This window comes from Pseudomonas sp. R37(2017), from assembly GCF_002113375.1.
Taxonomy (GTDB): domain Bacteria; phylum Pseudomonadota; class Gammaproteobacteria; order Pseudomonadales; family Pseudomonadaceae; genus Aquipseudomonas.
Genome location: NZ_NEHO01000015.1, coordinates 124,279 through 142,063 on the forward strand (window position 1 = coordinate 124,279; position 17,785 = coordinate 142,063).

The 17,785-nt window shown below is 56.0% G+C and carries 13 protein-coding genes and 2 pseudogenes; 7 read left to right on the forward strand and 8 right to left on the reverse strand.

Annotated elements, in window-relative coordinates:
* Positions 1–56: 56 nt before the first annotated feature.
* Both CAG47_RS21685 and prpR read right to left on the reverse strand, forming a co-directional pair.
* Positions 57–1,658, reverse strand: a complete 1,602-nt coding sequence (locus CAG47_RS21685; protein WP_256577510.1) for a long-chain fatty acid--CoA ligase — start codon at positions 1,656–1,658, stop codon at positions 57–59.
* 251 nt (positions 1,659–1,909) lie between these two features.
* A complete protein-coding gene (prpR, locus tag CAG47_RS21690; RefSeq protein WP_085727233.1) occupies positions 1,910–3,874 on the reverse strand; it encodes a propionate catabolism operon regulatory protein PrpR in 1,965 nt (654 codons plus the stop codon).
* 197 nt (positions 3,875–4,071) lie between these two features.
* Here prpR and CAG47_RS21695 point away from each other — a divergent pair, with 197 nt between their 5' ends.
* From CAG47_RS21695 to CAG47_RS21715, 5 genes are read left to right on the forward strand one after another with little or no spacing between them, the layout of a single operon-like run.
* Positions 4,072–5,127: a phosphotransferase family protein gene (locus CAG47_RS21695; RefSeq protein WP_085727263.1), complete on the forward strand. Its 1,056-nt coding sequence runs from the start codon at positions 4,072–4,074 to the stop codon at positions 5,125–5,127.
* On the forward strand, positions 5,127–5,510 hold the full coding sequence (locus tag CAG47_RS21700) for a DUF6285 domain-containing protein (protein ID WP_085727235.1): 384 nt from the start codon (positions 5,127–5,129) through the stop codon (positions 5,508–5,510). The genes CAG47_RS21695 and CAG47_RS21700 overlap by 1 nt, the downstream gene beginning before the upstream one ends.
* A complete protein-coding gene (locus CAG47_RS21705; RefSeq protein WP_085727237.1) occupies positions 5,500–6,219 on the forward strand; it encodes a histidine phosphatase family protein in 720 nt (239 codons plus the stop codon). The genes CAG47_RS21700 and CAG47_RS21705 overlap by 11 nt, the downstream gene beginning before the upstream one ends.
* A gap of 27 nt (positions 6,220–6,246) precedes the next feature.
* Positions 6,247–7,422: an acyl-CoA dehydrogenase family protein gene (locus tag CAG47_RS21710; protein WP_085727239.1), complete on the forward strand. Its 1,176-nt coding sequence runs from the start codon at positions 6,247–6,249 to the stop codon at positions 7,420–7,422.
* A complete protein-coding gene (locus CAG47_RS21715; RefSeq protein ID WP_085727241.1) occupies positions 7,419–8,198 on the forward strand; it encodes an SDR family NAD(P)-dependent oxidoreductase in 780 nt (259 codons plus the stop codon). Before CAG47_RS21710 ends, CAG47_RS21715 begins: the two co-directional genes overlap by 4 nt.
* Before the next feature lie 57 nt (positions 8,199–8,255).
* Here CAG47_RS21715 and CAG47_RS21720 read toward each other — a convergent pair whose 3' ends face one another.
* Positions 8,256–9,242, reverse strand: a complete 987-nt coding sequence (locus CAG47_RS21720; protein WP_085727265.1) for an NAD(P)H-quinone oxidoreductase — start codon at positions 9,240–9,242, stop codon at positions 8,256–8,258.
* A gap of 164 nt (positions 9,243–9,406) precedes the next feature.
* Between CAG47_RS21720 and CAG47_RS21725 the strand changes: the two genes are divergently transcribed.
* The gene (locus CAG47_RS21725) at positions 9,407–10,285 is read left to right on the forward strand and encodes a LysR family transcriptional regulator (RefSeq protein ID WP_085727243.1); all 879 of its coding nucleotides are present in this window, start codon (positions 9,407–9,409) and stop codon (positions 10,283–10,285) included.
* 23 nt (positions 10,286–10,308) lie between these two features.
* Here the strand turns inward: CAG47_RS21725 and CAG47_RS21730 are convergent.
* The 5 genes and pseudogenes from CAG47_RS21730 to CAG47_RS21750 all read right to left on the reverse strand — a co-directional run bounded on the left by CAG47_RS21730 (position 10,309) and on the right by CAG47_RS21750 (position 17,151).
* Positions 10,309–11,175 (reverse strand): annotated as a pseudogene (locus CAG47_RS21730) (plasmid partitioning protein RepB C-terminal domain-containing protein).
* Positions 11,176–11,671: 496 nt separating this feature from the next.
* Positions 11,672–12,124 (reverse strand): hypothetical protein, encoded by a 453-nt coding sequence (locus CAG47_RS21735; protein WP_085727245.1) that lies wholly within the window; start codon positions 12,122–12,124, stop codon positions 11,672–11,674.
* 2 nt (positions 12,125–12,126) lie between these two features.
* A complete protein-coding gene (locus CAG47_RS21740) occupies positions 12,127–14,040 on the reverse strand; it encodes a hypothetical protein (protein WP_085727247.1) in 1,914 nt (637 codons plus the stop codon).
* A gap of 1 nt (position 14,041) precedes the next feature.
* Positions 14,042–15,850 (reverse strand): hypothetical protein, encoded by a 1,809-nt coding sequence (locus CAG47_RS21745; RefSeq protein ID WP_085727249.1) that lies wholly within the window; start codon positions 15,848–15,850, stop codon positions 14,042–14,044.
* Positions 15,850–17,151 carry a tyrosine-type recombinase/integrase gene (locus tag CAG47_RS21750; RefSeq protein WP_158091329.1) on the reverse strand — a complete coding sequence of 434 codons (1,302 nt, stop codon included), beginning with the start codon at positions 17,149–17,151 and terminating at the stop codon, positions 15,850–15,852. The genes CAG47_RS21745 and CAG47_RS21750 overlap by 1 nt, the downstream gene beginning before the upstream one ends.
* Positions 17,152–17,335: 184 nt before the next feature.
* On the opposite strand from CAG47_RS21750, the pseudogene CAG47_RS21755 reads away from it, so the two are divergent.
* Positions 17,336–17,644, forward strand: a pseudogene (locus CAG47_RS21755) (HlyD family secretion protein); the annotation flags it as partial.
* Positions 17,645–17,785 lie beyond the last annotated feature (141 nt).

The following is a 17,785-nucleotide window of genomic DNA, read 5'->3' on the forward strand; positions in this document are numbered from 1 at the left end:
AAGGCTGCCCGTTGGCGTGCCGCCGGCACGCCAATCCAAGGCGTTGGAAGGTTTTTTTAGCGCCAGTCGTAGTCGGTAAAGTGTTCGCGCAACGCTTTCTTGCTTACTTTGCCGGTGGCGGTGAGTGGCAGGGCTTGCACAAACGCGCTGGCGTCGGGCATCCACCACTTGGGAATTTTGTCTTCGAGGAAGGCGACTAGCGCCTCGTGGGTGGGCGCCACCTCGTTTTGCCTGGCCACGATCACCAGCAGCGGGCGCTCGCTCCAGCGCGGATGGGGGACGCCAATGACGGCTGCCTCGACCACTAGAGGGTGGGCCAGGACGGCATTCTCGATTTCCACCGAACTGATCCACTCGCCACCGGACTTGATCACGTCCTTAATGCGGTCAGTGATCTGTATGTAGCCACGGGGGTCGATGTTGGCCACATCGCCGGTGTCGAACCAGCCCGCTTCAGCGGCCTGGCCGAAATAACCACTGCGCACCCAAGGGCCACGCACCTGCAGCGCACCGCACGCCTGTCCATCATGGGGCAGCGGGCTTTGGGCTTCATCGATGATACGCATCTCAACACCGAACAAGGCCCGACCTGATTTGAGCAACTGTTGCTCGCGTTGGACGGGTGCCAGGCCGTCATACCAGGGCTGATGGCGGTTGTAACTGCCCATCGGGTTCAGCTCGGTCATGCCCCAGCCGTTTTCAAGGGCCACACCATGACGTTGCATGGTCTCGATCAACGACAGGGGGCAGGCTGCGCCGCCGCTAACGGCTCGCTTGAGTGAGGGAATTGTGGCGGCCCGGGCATCGAGGTACTGACTGATGTTGGACCACAGCGTCGGCACCGCCAGGGAAAAGGTGACAGCTTCGTCGTTGATCAGCTTGACCATCGCGGCTGCATCGCCCACCCGCGGGCCGGGCAGGACCAACTTGGCGCCGACCATGGCGGCGTTGTACGGCATGCCCCAGGCATTGACGTGAAACATCGGCACCATGGGCATGACCACATCGTGCGCACGCAGCCCGACATTGTCGGCCATGTTCTGCGCCATACCGTGGAGGACGCAACTGCGATGGCTGGTCAGTACCCCCTTGGGGTGGCCGGTGGTGCCGGAGGTGTAGCACAGCCCGCTGGCCCGATGCTCATCGAGCTCTGGCCAGTAGTAATCGTCGTCGGCCTTCGCCAGCAAGGCTTCGTAGCTCAGCAGGTTAGGCAACGTGCTGGCAGGTAGCTCATCGGTGTCGCACAGGGCGATGTAGTAGCGCACCTTGGGGAGTTGGGGTTGGAGGCTTTCCAGCAAGGGGACGAACTGCGGATCAACGAACAGCAGGTCATCTTCGGCGTGTTGAATGATGTAGCTGATCTGCTCGGGGAACAGCTTGGGATTGATGGTGTGGCAGATGCGACCCGAACAGGGCACGGCATAGTGCAACTCGAAATGTCGGTGATCGTTCCAGGCCAGGGTGCCCACCCTTGCGTCCTCTGGGCAGTCGAGGGCGTCGAGGGCATTGGCCAGGCGACGGGCGCGGGAAAACGCTTGGGTATAGGTGTAACGATGCACGCGGCCATCATTGAACAGCGAGACGATTTCGGTTTGTGCCGCAACCGTGAGGGTATGCCGCATGATGGCGGCGATACTCAGGTTAAAGTTCATCATCATGCCTTGCACGGGCAATCTCCTGCCTTGTTATTGTTTGCGTTTCATCACTGCATGCCGGGTGGCAGCAACGCTGCGCAGGAGCGGAGCAAGGGCTATGCCAAATCAGGGCGGACAAAAATCTCCCTAAAAAAGTTGTTTTTAATCAGATGCCTATCAATAGAAGCGAGTCGCGTAGTGGCTCATGCCAAGCAGCAGCGGGGGCATTCTATGTTTCATGGTTGAAATGAATTTCAGAGTTGAAACCGCCCTCATCAGGCCTGATCGGTTCGCAGTCGGCGCCAGAGGGTGGTGCGGCTGATGCCCAGACGCCGCGCGGCCTCGTCCATGTCCCCTTGGCACTGTGCGACCATTTCGCGCACTCGGGTGCTTTCTTGGGCTCGACTCAGGCTACGCAAATCCTGGGTGGTGCTGGTCTGCCCTGGGGCCGGCGCCAGTCTGGGCTGTGGTTCGAACAACTCCGTGAAAAGTGCTTTCAGCGCCCCCGTGCTGGCGCTGCCTGAGAGCGCATCGGCGGATAACACGGCCCGCTCGACGATGTTTTCCAGTTCGCGAATGTTGCCCGGCCATTGGTGGTGTAGCAGGTCGGGCTTGAGCCTTTCCAGCAGGTGCCGGCCCGCATTGGTGGTGGCGGATGGGTGCGACAGTCTGGCCAGAATCGCGTTGGCGAGCAGGGGAATGTCCTGGGCGCGTTCACGTAGCGGGGGAATGCTCAGACGCAGTATGTTCAAACGGTAGTACAGGTCTTCGCGGAACTCGCCTTCACTGATCCGTGCGCGCAGGTCGCGGTGTGTGGCGGCGATAACGCGAATGTCCACTGGCGTTGGCTCGGCGGCCCCCAAGCGTAGGACCTCGCGTTCCTGTAACACGCGTAGCAGGCGTGTTTGCAGCGTCAATGGCATGTCTCCGATTTCGTCAAGGAAGAGGGTGCCGGTATGGGCATTTTCGATGAGGCCGTTCTTGCCACCTTTGCGCGAGCCGGTGAAGGCGCCTTCTTCATAGCCGAACAGTTCACTTTCCAGTAGCGTCTCGGGGAACGCGGCGCAGTTGATGGCGACGAAGGGGCCGTCGCGCCGGGGGCTTGCGTTGTGGATACTTTGGGCGAGCAGCTCTTTGCCTGTCCCGCTTTCACCCCAGACCAGTACGGTGGCATCGGCCCCGGCATAGCGCCGGGCGAGCTCCAGCATCGCGCGAAAGTTCGCGGTGTCGCCCAGCAACTGCTCGAAGTGGTAACGGGCGGTGAACTGCTTCGGTTTGACCTGGCTGCGGATGCGCCGGTCGGCCCGCTGGATGGCGTTGGCTTCCTGGCAGGTGATGACAACACCTTCGGGCTTGCCGTTCTCGATAATCGGCGCGATGTTGGCCGACAGGGTTCGGCCTGCCGCTTTGACGATGCGGTTATCCTCACCTTCGCCACTTTTCAGGATCGACCCGATGTCCAGGTCGGTGATGACCTCGGCGAGTGGTCGCTCCAGCGCCCCTTCGCTGGAAATGCCCAGCAAGGCCGCCATGCGCGGGTTCAAGGATTGGATATTGCCGTTGGTGTCCACGGCAATCACGCCATCGGACAGGTTGCGCAACACCGCGTTCAGGCGTTGTTGCTGAATCATCACCTGCTGCCGGCTGCGACAGATTGCCAGGGCATCTTCCAGTGCGCGTCGGACGGTATCGGCGTTGAGCGCCAGCACACCCTGCACACCGCTGGACTCGGCTATCTCCACCGCGGTGGAAGAACCTACGACCACACCATGACCTTCGTCGATCAGCCGGTGGATCTGTTGGCGTGCTTCGTCATAGCTGGTGTAAGTGGCCTGGTGGATGTCGACGGTGAACAGCGAGGCCATCGCTTCGAGTTCCGGGTGTGTGGCCTGGTAGGTCACGATGCCGACCTTGGTGGCGCGCGCCCGGGCAAGGTCGAGGGCACGGATCAGGTCGTATTCGCCCATGCGGATCGACAGGATCGCGGTGGAGATGTGGCGCCTGAGGTAGTCGGAGGTGGCGCCGGAACAGATGATGACGTCGACGTCGCCTCTGGCTTCTAGGTCCCGCGCCGTGTCGCGCAATGCACTGATGGTGGTTTCCATGATTTCCACCTTGGCGCGATCACGATAGTCAGGGATCACCTGTTCCACGATGCGGGCCATGCGGCTGGGACGCTCCGGCATCCGCAGGTGGCTGATCAGGGCGACCACCCTGGGCAGATAGTGTTCGTTGAGCATAGTTCGGGCCTCGTGATTTATTTCTATGCTGAAACAGCTATTTCAAATCTGCAATGGCAGCTGGTTTCCTGAGTCCCGATCCGGTTTTTAATTTCATATATCTAATTGAATTTATAGGGATTTATAAATTCAATCGAAAGCTGGCGCGGCTCTTGCTCAAGGACTTGCTCATCCACTTTTGCGAGTTCGCCGCCGTGATGCACACCACCGCTATTCCTGGTTCCGGGTCGCCCCGAATCAGCATTCCCGATGCCTTTCCCGTACTCGCCAAGTACCTGCAGCAACAACTAGATGTGGATGAGGTGAACATCCATAAAGGCGAGCGCCTGTCCGGAGGCGCTATCCAGGAAAACTGGCTGCTGTACGCAACTGTACGTCGAGGTGAGCGCCACGACTCACAGAGTTGGGTCCTGCGCACCGACGCCATATCCTCGCTAGCCGTCAGCATGGGGCGGGCGCAAGAGTTTGCCGTGCTCGAAGCGGTACACAAGGCCGGGGTCAAGGTTCCGGAACCCTTGTGGCTATGTCGCGACCCGGCCGTCATCGGTCGCGATTTCTTCCTGATGCGCAAGCTCGAGGGCCTTTCCAACGGGCACCGGCTGACGACGGACGTAGCCCTGGAGCCAGTTCGAAACGATCTGTGCCATGCGCTGGGCCAAAACCTCGGCCACCTTCACCAGATAACGCCGGACCATCCGGGCCTGGGGTTCCTGCCCTCGCCGGTGGAGGACCCTGCGCAGGCCAGTATCGACCAGTACCGCGCCTACCTGGATGAGTTACCAGACCACTACCCGGTGATCGAGTGGGGGCTGCGCTGGTGCGAATCGAACAAGCCTGCGCCGTTACCCTCCCGGTTGCTGCACCGTGATTACCGCACCGGCAACTACATGGTCGACGCGGGTGGGCTGACGGGTGTACTCGATTGGGAGTTCACCGGCTGGGGCGACCCCAGGGAAGACATCGGTTGGTTTACAGCCCGCTGTTGGCGTTTCGCCCGCACAGACCGCGAAGCTGGTGGCATGGGCGATCTAGGCGCCTTCTTGCAGGGCTACCAGACCGTCTGTGGGTATCGGGTCAGCGCTCAAGACCTGCGTTTCTGGCAGTTGATGGCTCACCTGCGCTGGGCGGTGGTGGCCTTGCAGCAAGCGCAGCGTCACCTGTCTGGTCAACAGCATTCGCTGGAGCTGGCGCTTACCGGACACCTGCTCCCTGAGCTTGAGCAAGAAATCCTTCTACTGAGCGGAGAACACTGATGAACACCCGTGAAGCCAGTACAACCGACCTGCTGGAGACAGCCAGAACGGTGTTGCTTGAAACACTGCTGCCGCAATTGCGCACCACCCACGGCTACGAGTGCCAGATGGTTGCCCGGGCCATGTCCATTGCCGCCCGGGAAGTCGAAAGCGGAGCCGAGGCCGAAGTTGTTGAGGCTAACGCCTTGTCCGAGGTGATGGCCCACTTTGGCCTCAACACCCAAGGGGCAGGGCATGACCGTTCGCGGCTGGCAGGACTCATCCGCAGCGGTGTCTTCGATGCCAGCTCAGCGGCCCAGGCCCAGTTGCTCGACGCGCTGATGCACATTACCCGGGCACGGCTCGCTATCAGCAACCCAAAGGCCTTGCGCGATGAACGCTGAAGGCCTGCAGACACCGAGGCGCCGTCGGTGTTATCTGGTGCGCCACGGCCATGTCGAGTACTTCGACGGCCAGGGTCGGCCGCTCGACCCGCGTTCGGTGTGCCTGTCTTCTCGTGGGGTCGAACAGGCGTCGGCGCTTGGCCAGGTATTGCAGGACACTCCGTTTGACCGGGTTCTGGTGTCCGATTACCCACGCGCACGGCAAACCCTCGACTTGCTTCTGATGGGCCGAAGGGTGCCGGTCGAATCCTTGGCGCAGCTACGCGAGATCCGTGCAGGACGCTTGCGCGAGATACCGGCACAGGCCATGCGCGACACTGTCGTCGGTGCATATCGCAAGGCCGCAGAGCCTGAGGCGACCTTTCTCGGCGGTGAGCGCTGGCGCGATTTCAACCAGCGCGTGCTGGCGACCTTTTTTGAACTGGCAAGGGACGACAACTGGGAGTCGGCGTTGATCGTCAGCCACGATGCCGTCAACCGCATGGTCTTGGCCTGGGCCGCCGGAGTCGGCCTGTCGGGGATTGCCGCCTTCGAGCAGGACAACGCCTGCCTCAATGTCCTCGACCTCGACACCCGCGATGGTGCAGTGCAGGGCGCGATTCTGCGCACCGTCAATTTCACCCCCTACAACCCGCACAAGGCAGGTATCCACGCCACTGTGATGGAGAGCCTGTACCACACCATCCACCCGGACGGGCCAGCGGCCTGATCCCTTGAATCGACAAGGTACCCGAGTATGAACTTTGCACTTTCCGATGAACTGATCACGCTGCAGTCGCGTGTACAGGCGTTTATCGCCAACGAAATCATCCCGATGGAGAACGACAGCCGCCAGAGCCCCCATGGACCCTCCGAGGCGCTACGGCAGGCGCTGGTTGAAAAGGCTCGCGTCCACGGCCTGCTGACGCCCCATGCCTCCCGCGAGATGGGTGGGTTGGGTCTGTCGCACACCGCCAAGGCAGTGATCTTCGAGGAAGCGGCGTATTCGCCCCTCGGGCCGACCGCGATGAACATCCATGCCCCCGACGAAGGCAACATCCACCTGATGGAAGTGGTCGCTACCGAGGCGCAGAAAGATCGCTGGCTCAGGCCCTTGGTGCAAGGGCGCATCCGCTCCTGCTTCGCCATGACCGAGCCCGCGCCGGGTGCAGGTTCCGACCCTTCCATGCTGGCGACCACCGCCGTACGCGATGGCGACGACTACGTTATCAATGGCCACAAATGGCTGATCACCGGTGCGCAGGGGGCGGACTTCGCCATCATCATGGCCCGCACCGAGGATGGTAACGCCACCATGTTTCTCACTGACACCGATCAACCGGGTTTTATTCTCGAATGTATGATGGACTCGCTCGACACCTGTTTCACCGGTGGGCATGGCGTGTTGCGCTTTGAGAACCTGCGGGTGCCGGCTGCCAACGTGCTGGGGGAAGTGGGCAAGGGTTTTCGCTATGCCCAGGTGCGCCTGGCGCCGGCACGCCTGACTCACTGCATGCGCTGGTTGGGCCAGGCCCGTCGGGCGCACGACGTGGCCTGTGCATACGCCAACCGACGCGAGTCCTTCGGTAAGCGCCTGGGGGAACATCAGGGTGTGGGCTTTATGCTCGCGGATAATGAAATGGACTTGCTCACTACACGGTTGGCGATCTGGCATTGCGCCTGGGTGTTGGATCAGGGCGAGCGGGCCAATTTTGAATCGAGTATGGCCAAGGTCATCAGCTCCGAAGGCATCTGGCGTGTTATCGACCGCAGTGTGCAGATCCTCGGTGGCCAAGGTGTGACCAGCGAAGCCATTGTCGACCGGATATTCCGCGACGCCCGCGGCTTTCGCATTTACGACGGCCCGAATGAAGTACACCGCATGAGCCTGGCGCGCAAAATCCTGTCCCGTGATGCCGGGGGTGCGCAATGAGCGAGGTGATTATGAAGCTGTTTGACCTGACCGGGCAGCGTGTGCTGGTGACGGGGGCTTCGAGCGGCCTAGGGTTGCATTTTGCCAAAACCCTGGCGGCGGCCGGCGCCCGCGTCGCCATCGCAGCACGGCGAGTTGAGCGTCTGCATGACGTGGTGGGTGAACTGAACGCGCAAGGGTATGAAGCTAGCGCCTTTGCGCTGGACGTTACGTCGAGGCAGTCGGTAATCGAGTGCATGGACGCTATCGAGGAGGAACTGGGCGGTTTGGACGTGGTGGTCAACAACGCTGGCGTCAGCGACACCAAACGGGTGCTCGACTATAACGATCGGGACTGGCACGCAATCGTTGACACCAACCTGCGGGGCGCTTGGATGGTGGCCCAGGAGGCTGCCAGGCGGATGGTCAAAAGCGGACGAGAAGGCAGCCTGATCAACATCACGTCGATCCTGGCCAGCCGGGTAGGTGGAGGTGTTGGGCCTTACTCGGCTGCTAAGGCCGGGCTCAGTCAGTTGACACGCTCCCTTGCGCTGGAACTGGCCCGATATGGCATCCGCGTAAATTCGATTGCGCCCGGTTACATTGCCACGGAAATCAATGAGGCGTTTCTTGGCAGCGAGGCCGGTGAACGCCTGCGAGCGCGCATACCCAGTCGTAGATTCTGTTGCGCGAGCGACCTCGATGGCGCCTTGTTGTTGTTGGCCTCTGGGGCGGGCCGAGGCATGACTGGGGCGGAAATCATTGTCGATGGTGGCCACGCCTGCTCAGGGTTGTGATGACTGTCGCGCAAAGGTGAGGTTGCGATGTGTGCAACCTCACCTTGGCCATCGGGCTTAATGTGGCACTGTCAGCACCACCTTTCCAATGTGCTGCCCGGACTCCATCAGCGCATGCGCCTGTGCGGCGTCATTAAGGGGAAATGTTTTGAATATCAAGGGCTTGATGGCTCTGCTACGAACATGGGGCCAAACCTTGGACTCGAGCTCGGTAATGATGCTGGCCTTGTCGTCGTGACTACGCGAGCGCAGCGTAGAGCCAATATGGGTAAGGCGTTTGACCAGCATTGGAAACAGGTCGACCTGGGTGGCCGGTCCCTTGATCACACCGATTTGCACGATTCTGGCATTCATGGCTGCGGCTTGGAAGTTACGCGACACGTAGTCCCCGGCAATGATGTCGACAATCACATCTACACCAAGATTGTTGGTACCCAGCATGACCTGTTCGACGAAATCCTGTTCGTTGTAGTTGATGGCAACATCGGCACCAAGGGCCAAGCTAGCTGCCTGCTGCTGCGCATTGGCGACAGTCGTAAATATCTTCGAGGCGCCAAATACCTTGGCCAGCATCGTCGCCGTTGTGCCAATACCAGAGGCGCCACCATGAATTAAGACGGACTCTCCTGCCTTGAACTGGCCGCGCTGGAAGAGATTGACCCAGACAGTCATGAAGGTTTCGGGCAACGCAGCGCCCTCGCTCATCGACAGGCCGTGGGGCAAATGAATGGTGGTGCGCTCATCCGCCACGGCATACTCGGCATAACCGCCGCCCGGAACCAGAGCAATGACCGGGTCGCCAAGCCTAAAGCGCGTCACCTCTTTGCCCAGAGCAATGACTTCCCCGGCTATTTCCAGGCCCGGAATGTCCGACGCGCCCGGTGGTGGGTCGTAAAGCCCCTTGCGCTGGAGCAGATCCGGGCCGTTGACGCCAGCCGCGTGAACACGGATCAGGACTTCTCGTGGGTTGGGGGTGGGTACCGGACGTTCAGTGGGTTTCAATTTGTCCGGGCCACCTGGTTGAGTTATCTCGATGGCCGTCATTTGCGAACCTTGCTTATTGCGGGAGCTACTCATGGGATAATCCTGATAGATGTGAGCTCCAGCCGTTTTGGCTGGATTGCACAAAGGGTACGCAAGCTTCGCAGCGGGGGCGCGCGGCGATTTTGCGAAGCTCTGTTGCAACGATTCTTCATGAGAGCATTCAGATGAACTGGGATGATGCACGGGTCTTGCTTGCGCTGGGCCGTGAGCTGACATTACGGCGGGCGGCGAGAGAGCTTCGTGTGGACCAGGCTACGGTGGGGCGTCGAATTGCCGCTATGGAGACCGATCTGGGATCGACGTTGTTCCTGCGGACCCCCGCCGGCTACCAATTGACGACCGTTGGTGAGATGGCCTTTGAAATGGCCGAGAAAATGGAGCAGGCGGCACTGGAACTGACTCGACGCACGCGTGGGGCGGACAATGAGCTGGCCGGCGAAGTCCGGATATCGACCACTGACTCCTTAGCCTACGACTTCGTGATACCCGCGCTGAAGGCGCTGCATCTTGAACATCCCGACATCAGCATCGTCCTCAACAGCACCTCCGAGGTCGTTAATCTGTCGAAACGTGAAACCGACATCGCCATCAGAAATCAGCGCCCGGACAATCCGGATCTGATTCTGCGAAAGTTGGCGGACTGGCCGATGGGTCTTTTTGCTTCCATTGAGTACCTGCAACGTCATGGCATACCAGAGGAAGGTAATGGATTCAAAGGTCATGATCTGGTCATGTATGAGCCGTACTGGCGTGACCGGCAAAATCCGACTTTGGTGGACGAACCTATAGATCAGGCCAGAGTGGTAGTAGCGGTGAATTCCAGCATGATGGTCCGGCGTTCGATAGCGGAGGGTTTGGGCATCAGCGAGATACCGATCGAGATGGGGCTGCGTGATGGCCTCCAGCGAGTATGGCCCTCACGAAAAAGAAGCAGACCCTACGAAGTCTGGATGGTCACCCACAGGGATCTACGTCACACTGCGCGGTTACGCTTCGTGATTAATTACCTAGCGAAGTCCTTCACGGGATCGGAAGCTGACTGAGAGTTGGTTGGAGCAGGCGGACACTACTCCAGTTCAAGCTGCCTGGCGTCTGAAGCCACCGCTTCCATGATGGACACTAGTTCCTCAAGCAATTCCGCATAGTAGCGAGTGAGATAACCAGCAATGGCCTCGTTGCGAAGGAGCCGAACGAGATAACCTTTTGCCACAACCAAGACCAGCATCGTTTCACCTAACGTATCTTCAACCTGCTTGTAATCATGTCGAAGGTTCTCCATTTCTCGTTCCATACGGGCGATATCAACGGCACTGATGTCACTGGGTTTTTTCTTCTGTTCAACCAGCATCTCCGGTCGCGATGCTGCCAAAACCATTCGCTCATAATTCCGTGTGAAGCAGTTGGCTGAAATCATCATTTCAACAGTTTCAATCTGGCGTATTGGTTTCATCAGTCAAAGGGCCCGAAACACATCCTGCGATACCATCCGCACCTTGAGCATCTCAGCCACTTCTGGCGCTATGCCCTTCAGCAGATTTTCTCTTTCGTGAACCCTATCGACATTGATCCCAAGCACTGCGGCAATTCGAGATGCTTCAATACCTTTCTTCAGTGCAGAAATGATCATTTTATGTTCTTGGATCGGAGTCAGTCGGTTGATTTGCCGGTTGTATGTGAACCCCTCATCATCGGTAGAAGTCAGGCATAGCGCCTTGACGGCCCCCCGTTCCTTGAGCGCCTCAAGGCGAAAGTGCCCATCCAAAAGCATGAATGAAGATAATCCACCGGTGATGATCGGCTTGGGATGAACCACAAGGGGTTCAACGACTCCTAGCTCCCTTATTGAACTCAAAATGCTGGCGTATTTTTTACTTCCCGATATCAGTTGCTCGACCTTTCGTGAGGGAAGGATTCGCTCCAGAGAAATTGCAATGACTCATTGCTCGAATGCCTGTTTGACCTCAGTCATCGCTGCGAATCTCCAAAAATCCGGTTAGCCAAAGGTTTGGGCATGTCCGGAATATCTTCGTTGCAAAGCAGTGTCCTGAAGTAGTCATCGGTCAACAGTTTGCGCATCGCGGTGACGATAATCAGTAGTCGCTGTTGATTGATGTATGAGGACGCGAGACTTTGCGTATCCATCAACAAGTCAAATAGTGACTCCCTCGCATCAGTTTCGAATCAGTGCCCCTTGTAACCCTGTTTTTTACGCTGTTAACCACCGTGGTTAACAAAGCTAAAAGCAGGATTACAACAATGCAGGTTTTGCAAGATTGTGGACTGCTGATGGGATGGGGGCTTTTCGGATCATGGCGGACCTGCCTCAGCGATAATGGGCTATGGAATGACTAACAGGTGAATTGGTTGCGGACAGTTTTCAGCCTTCGGGCTGCAATGTTGCCATCGCAGAACCTGTCCTGCTAATTGTTTTACTCTGGCCGACCACTGATCACTGAAGGCATTTTTCCACCGAGAAGTAGGGTCGCTCGCAATTCAGCGATGATTTTATCCCGCTGTGCCACTTCCTCATCGCGCAGCCGCACTGTCAATGCCAATGCCTGAATATGCTGTGCACACCGTACTGCCACCTCCTTATATGTTTTGGCCTTGGCGTTTTCCGTTCGTCGCAGTTCTTCAAGCTCGTGTTTGAGACGCTTTATCTGGTCCATGAGATTCGATGGTTCGCTTTCAGAGAGATGGCTTTGGGCGCTAGCAATATCGGCCAAGACGTCCGGGAAACGATACAACGTGGCTCTGCCAACACTGGCTTCTCTTGCTACGTTACTGGGCGTCAGCTTGGCGTCAGTTCGAACCGGGCAGCCGCGGATGATTCGATCCATCGCATCGATCAGCTTTTGCCTCGTCTGGTCTGTCCTCTTCATGCTTAACCCTCAATAGCATCACCTGAGTTTGGCGGCGTTGATCCGTGCAGCAACGGAGTTATGATTGATTCGATACGCCTATGCTCCCGTTCTAACACCTCTTTCTGTGCATCGTTTATTCCTTTTGTGCGCAGCATCGCTCCAAGGTCACTCGCCAGCACTTGCCACGCAGGTAAATGCCGTCGAGAGATGCATGCGTTGGCGCACCGATCTGGGCTACAAGAACTAGTAATCGGTTGGTTCGGCTTATCCGCCGGCGCATACGGCTTGCAAGCTGCACGATCGGGGTCGTAAAAACAGTAGCTGTAAGGTCCCACGTGAAATGTTTTTTTATTGTGCTTTAGATAGAACAAGACATCATCAAATCGCCGGTCCCCTGCCGAACCGAACAATTCAAGGATTTCCTTGGACTTGATCCCCGCGACAGCACCTTCCGACACCTCATAGGCCAAGTCAGTCATGACCTCATCGATCAGGGCAGCCTCCTCTTGGGCTACGAGTTTGTTCCAACTGGGGTCACTGGCGGCATAGCCTTGTGTGGTGGTGATGCGAGCATGGCCGAATAGATTTTTGCCCGCGATGATGCCAAACGGCTGCCAGACGATCCATCGGGCCAGCGATCGCCGAAATTGGGAGGTTTTAAGTGCCCATTGGCTACCATCTGCATTAACCACGGGAGAGCCATCGCTGTTTTTGGCCAGGGCAAGTAGGCGCCTCAGATTATTCGTGGTGGTGCTGTTGGCGCCAAAACGGGAAAACAATCGGATCTTATCAAAAGCGGGGTCGGCGGTCGCCAACTTCTCCAGAGCCTTTAGTGCGTCATGAACTTCTTTGATGACCACCCACGTCCGCTCTTCGCCGCCGATTTCATCGGAAATATCTTCTTCAGCATTTTTGAACGTGCGGCCCGTGACTCGATAGGTTTTGGGTTGTCCTGCGCTGTCGTATTCGATGGTCGTCGAGTTTGGACCGAGCGACCGCACTTCGCTATCCCGCATGGCGGACAACCCGGCAATGATGACCATAAACGCGGCATAAACAATTCCGATGTCCGCTTCTAAATCTTGCCAGTTGTCGTAAAATTTGGTCCTTTCACCTGCATCTAAGTTAGTGAAAAGAGGGTGGCGTTTTAACTTAGACCTCAGCTTAGTGAATTTTTTGCACCGTTCACTCTTTTCTTTGTTGGACACCTTTTCGGATAGACGAGGCGGCGCTTTGCGCAACACGCGGATGAGCGGGTCAATGACGTCGGCTTGAGTAAGCTGTATTGAGAGCTTGTATAAAGGTTGCATTACCTCGTCTGGGATTATCTCAGTCCGATTCTCCCCCGTGTTTTGATAACCCAAGACACGTGTCACCGCGCGGCCATTCCAAGGACTGAAATTTAAGCCGTAATCCATGTATTGGGCGTAACGCAACATAATTGGAATGGGAAGGACTACTGTTACCACATAGGCGAACGACCGGGTACCTTCGCCGTTAAGCTTGGGTGCGTTTTTCAGCCACTCCACATACTGATCAAGATCACGTTGAGTAGTGTCAGCAAAGCTCAATTTTCCCTCGGACTCCAGCCAGCGAGCTAGTATGCTGAGATATGAAACCTCTTCGATGACCGTTTGAATTTTGACTTTCTTTACTCCTGATACTGCACCTCTTACAAAAATTCGCGCATAAGCAAATTCCTTTAATGTTCGGTAAAACTGATGATTCGCTGTATCGATAACTTCGTTCTCGTTCTGACTGAAGATTTTGAGCCAATAGATCCGGGTTCTGGCGTTGGGGGATCGAACCTCATTTTCGAAGTCCCATACATCATCGATAAATCGTGAAACCTTAGAAACAGGTGCCAAATCTTCGACGTGTCGCGACAAGGATTGACCCCGGGGAAGAGGAGAGTGAACGCTGCTGACAACCATCTTAATATGTCCTCATTTCAGGCGGCACATAGGGGCTAAGCTCTTTTGCAGCAGTCTTTGCCAAAGTGATGGATTCGTTGGAAAACGCCGGCAGAATATAGGAGGTGATAAGCGCGTAGGGATAACCGAATTTCTTTTCCCATTCTTGCTCCGAGAGCATACGCCGCTGTTCCAAGAAAAAATCCATATACCATAGAACTTTGGGGAGATTCCGACTGGTCCATATGGAGTTGGGACAGCCAAAACAGGCCCAGACCTTTCCGCACAATTGTCCCGGTATACCACCCGGGGCGTTAAACATGTCTTTACAGTCCGCAATTAGCATTTCCTGTTGACCGTTGAGGATGGCTTCGGCTGTAACAATATCGGTTTTAATGATTGAGGCTGCCTCGGCGGCGCTGTTACCTTCGGGCACTACCGCACCCGAGAAAAATGCATGAAACTGATGTTGCCCATTCATGATGGCTCGATTATGGACATCTTCACTCATACGGTTATTGACGTACTCAACCGTGGTGCTGTCTCTGCGGTGGTCGTGTCCTGCCAACTGCAGATCGCCATTGGAGTGCCGATAACTAAGTGTCTTTCGTGTAGTCCTCAGTCGGTCCGCGCGAAGCTGCAAAGGGGTACCATCGTCGTGTTTAAGGTTGTGTCGTTTGGCAAACGCGCAGACAGCCCTGGCAAATGTGACTTCAGCGGGTGATGAAATAAAATTACCACGCTTGTGTTTTGCTACCAGCCATAGTGAATTATCGTTAACGAATTCACAGTCACGGGAAAGTTTTAAATACATTCGTATTAAACCTCCTGGACTAAAGTTTCCTTCGGTTCGCACGGGTAGAGTCATTGGCCCATCAGATCTCAACTTAACGTAATGGAGCAGGGTTTCATGCGCCGCGGTCTTTTGTTTGTCGAGGCAGTTTCTTTTAAGGCGCATAGCGCTCTCAGGATTCAACCCTGTTTTTATGCATAACAACAGATAGAACGGCAGCATGTCTTCCAGCGTTGGGTAAATTGCCCGAAAGGCCTCAGTGATATTGCCAAATTCACCTTTACTTAGATTGTGAAGTTCACTGTAGGAAACGTACCGCCCAGCGATCACGTTCTCCAGATACCAGACCTTATTCGCCAGTGTGGACCAACCATATTCTCGAGGGTCTTTCCCCAGTCGCCGAAGTTCCTGTTTATCCGTAACTAAGCGCACAACCGTTTTTCTAATATCGTCGCGACAGGCTTTCTCAATTTGATGGAATTCATGATCGGTATAAGGTTGTTTGTGGTCCGCTTTTTTCGGTCTGTTATTACCAAAATCAAAACAGAGGTGTTGAAGAACATTTTCGGGATAAGTACCAGGATGAATGTTCTCGATCTCTAGGAAGAATCGCTGCATCCGTTTCAATCGCTGGTACCCGGTGCTGCTACCGGTCACAGAAAGGAGGCCTTCGGACAGTTCCTCCAGTACTGGTACCGTAAGATCGCTAAGCTTTTTGATGGGGCTGGCACCTGACGCTTCGCGGGCCTGCATAACCTTAGCGAATGCACATAAAGTGTCGTGGTAGGTGCGCATCGAGGATGGGGACTGGCATACGTCGACAGCCCGTTCGACGGCAATCAAAAGCGCCTGCGCTAAACCGGAACGTTCGCCCAGCACAGAGAGGTCTATCCATCCCGTGGCGCGGTCCGGGAATGAGCGCTCGATACGCAGCGCTCTGATCGCGTTAGCGTTCAAAGGATCTTCCTGGGGAAGCGCCTTGAAGGTAAGCCGATTTTGACGTACTGAAGGCAGGGGTGGGTCGGCCTTGTCCTTCATCACTCCTCCTCTTGGCACAACAATTCTTCGATGTCGCAAAACTCTGCTGACCATTCGCTGATCGCAAGGTCTGTTAACCTATCGTGAAGATTGATGTAATCAAGGTATTTGTAGGTGGTTGATATTTGAGCATGCCCGAGCAACTGTTGGACTTTTCGGACAGGGTCCTCGCAGATTCGCAGGTAGGTCTGTTTATCGAGAGAGACGTTTTCCTCTTGCGTCTTGTTCACCATCAACTGGATCAGTTTTGACAAGGTATAGATCGCGAATGAGTGACGTAGAAAGTGTGGAGTACAATCCACACCAGAGGCAATTGCCGCGCGTTTGAATGTCTTTTCGACGGCATTCCTTGATAATGCATTACCTTCTTCGTTGAGCCATATCTCTTCTGGGGGCTTGAACAGCGGGTCATGCGCTTCGCGACTCTCCAGATAAATAGTCCTCTCGTCCTGGCAGTAACGATGGATGTCTCGAAGTATCTGTTTAGGTATACGTATTAACCTGCTCTTTTTTCCTTTGGTTATTTCTCGCCTCAACCGAAAGGGTACCGATTTCATCTGCGTGAACTGCGCATCCTCTGGATCAGGCAGTTCGTCATAGCGCATTTTTAATGCCTCCGTAATGCGCATGCCTGTCTGGATCAGAAGCTTGGATAACACAATATTTCGAGAGGAGGTCCTTGAACGACAACCACCAACATTGCGTAGCCCTGTTACAAAGATTCGAAACTGCTCGACGGTAACAAAACGGACTCTATTCTCAGAGCCTCGGTCGCGCATGGCGCCCCCTTGCTTGACCAAGTGGATCTCACCATTCAAAAGCGTTCGTTTCCACTTGTAGGGAATCGGGGTTTCGGAAATGAGCTTTTGCCAAACCGCCCAATCATAGAACCTGGTAATGGCGGCCATAGCTAAGTTCCAAGTACTTGGAGAAACACCAGCGACCATACGTCTCACTCGGTAGTAAGCGCGCAAGTCTTGGTTTTTGGCTTCACGCCACGTTTTTCCCTGTGCTAACAACCAGCGAAACCAAATGTCCAATTGCTCGGCATAGGCGCGTAGTGTTCCGATACTACGAGCGCCATCTGTAGATACGAAGCTGAAAAATCCACTCAATTCGTGATCGAAGTGCCCAGCTTCATCCAGATAAAAGGGGAGCCCGTCGAACACACCAATTACTTTGATCGCGCCTTTTATAAGGTCATCCGCTAACTGGTACGGTGCACCTTCAAGCAAGAGAGGTGATCCATCAATTTCGATGGTGTCTTTTAAACGCGATACATCAGTGTAAAACAAATGCATGACACCCTCCCGGGCGGCCCGTTGCATTGGGTTATACGACTCCTCGCATAGCCGGAAAGAATAGCTGCGGAGCGTTGATCCACAAGGTGACGGAATTGGTCTGGGTTATCCGCTCCCTTCTCGTGCAATCAGTCGGCATCAGTTCACTCGCAGACAGGTGAGACAGTCTGAGCGGTCAACCAAATCGTTCTATGTCAGCGGTTACTTTGAAGAAACCAAGTTGCCACGGATCGGGGAGGGTGACCGGGTCAAGATCGAGTTGATGAGTGGCGAGACGTTCGGCGGCAAAGTGCAGAGCATTGCCTTCGCCATCGCCGACCGGGAAAACCTGCCGGGCGGCCGCCTTCTGGCCAACATCAACCCCAGTTACACCTGGATCAAACTGGCGCAACGGGTGCCGGTGCGGATCGAGATCGATGCCGACTATGCCGGTAAACACAACTTGAGGGCGGGGACCACCGCTACAGTGACCGTCCAGGAAAACCATAAATAACCCCTGTAGGAGTGAGCACGCTCGCGATGACGGCGTGTCAGTCGACATCATCTTCGAATGTTAGTCCGTCATCGCGAGCATGCTCGCTCCTACAGTTGTTGTTGTTGTTGTTGGTGGTGGTGGTGGTGGTGGTGGTGGTGG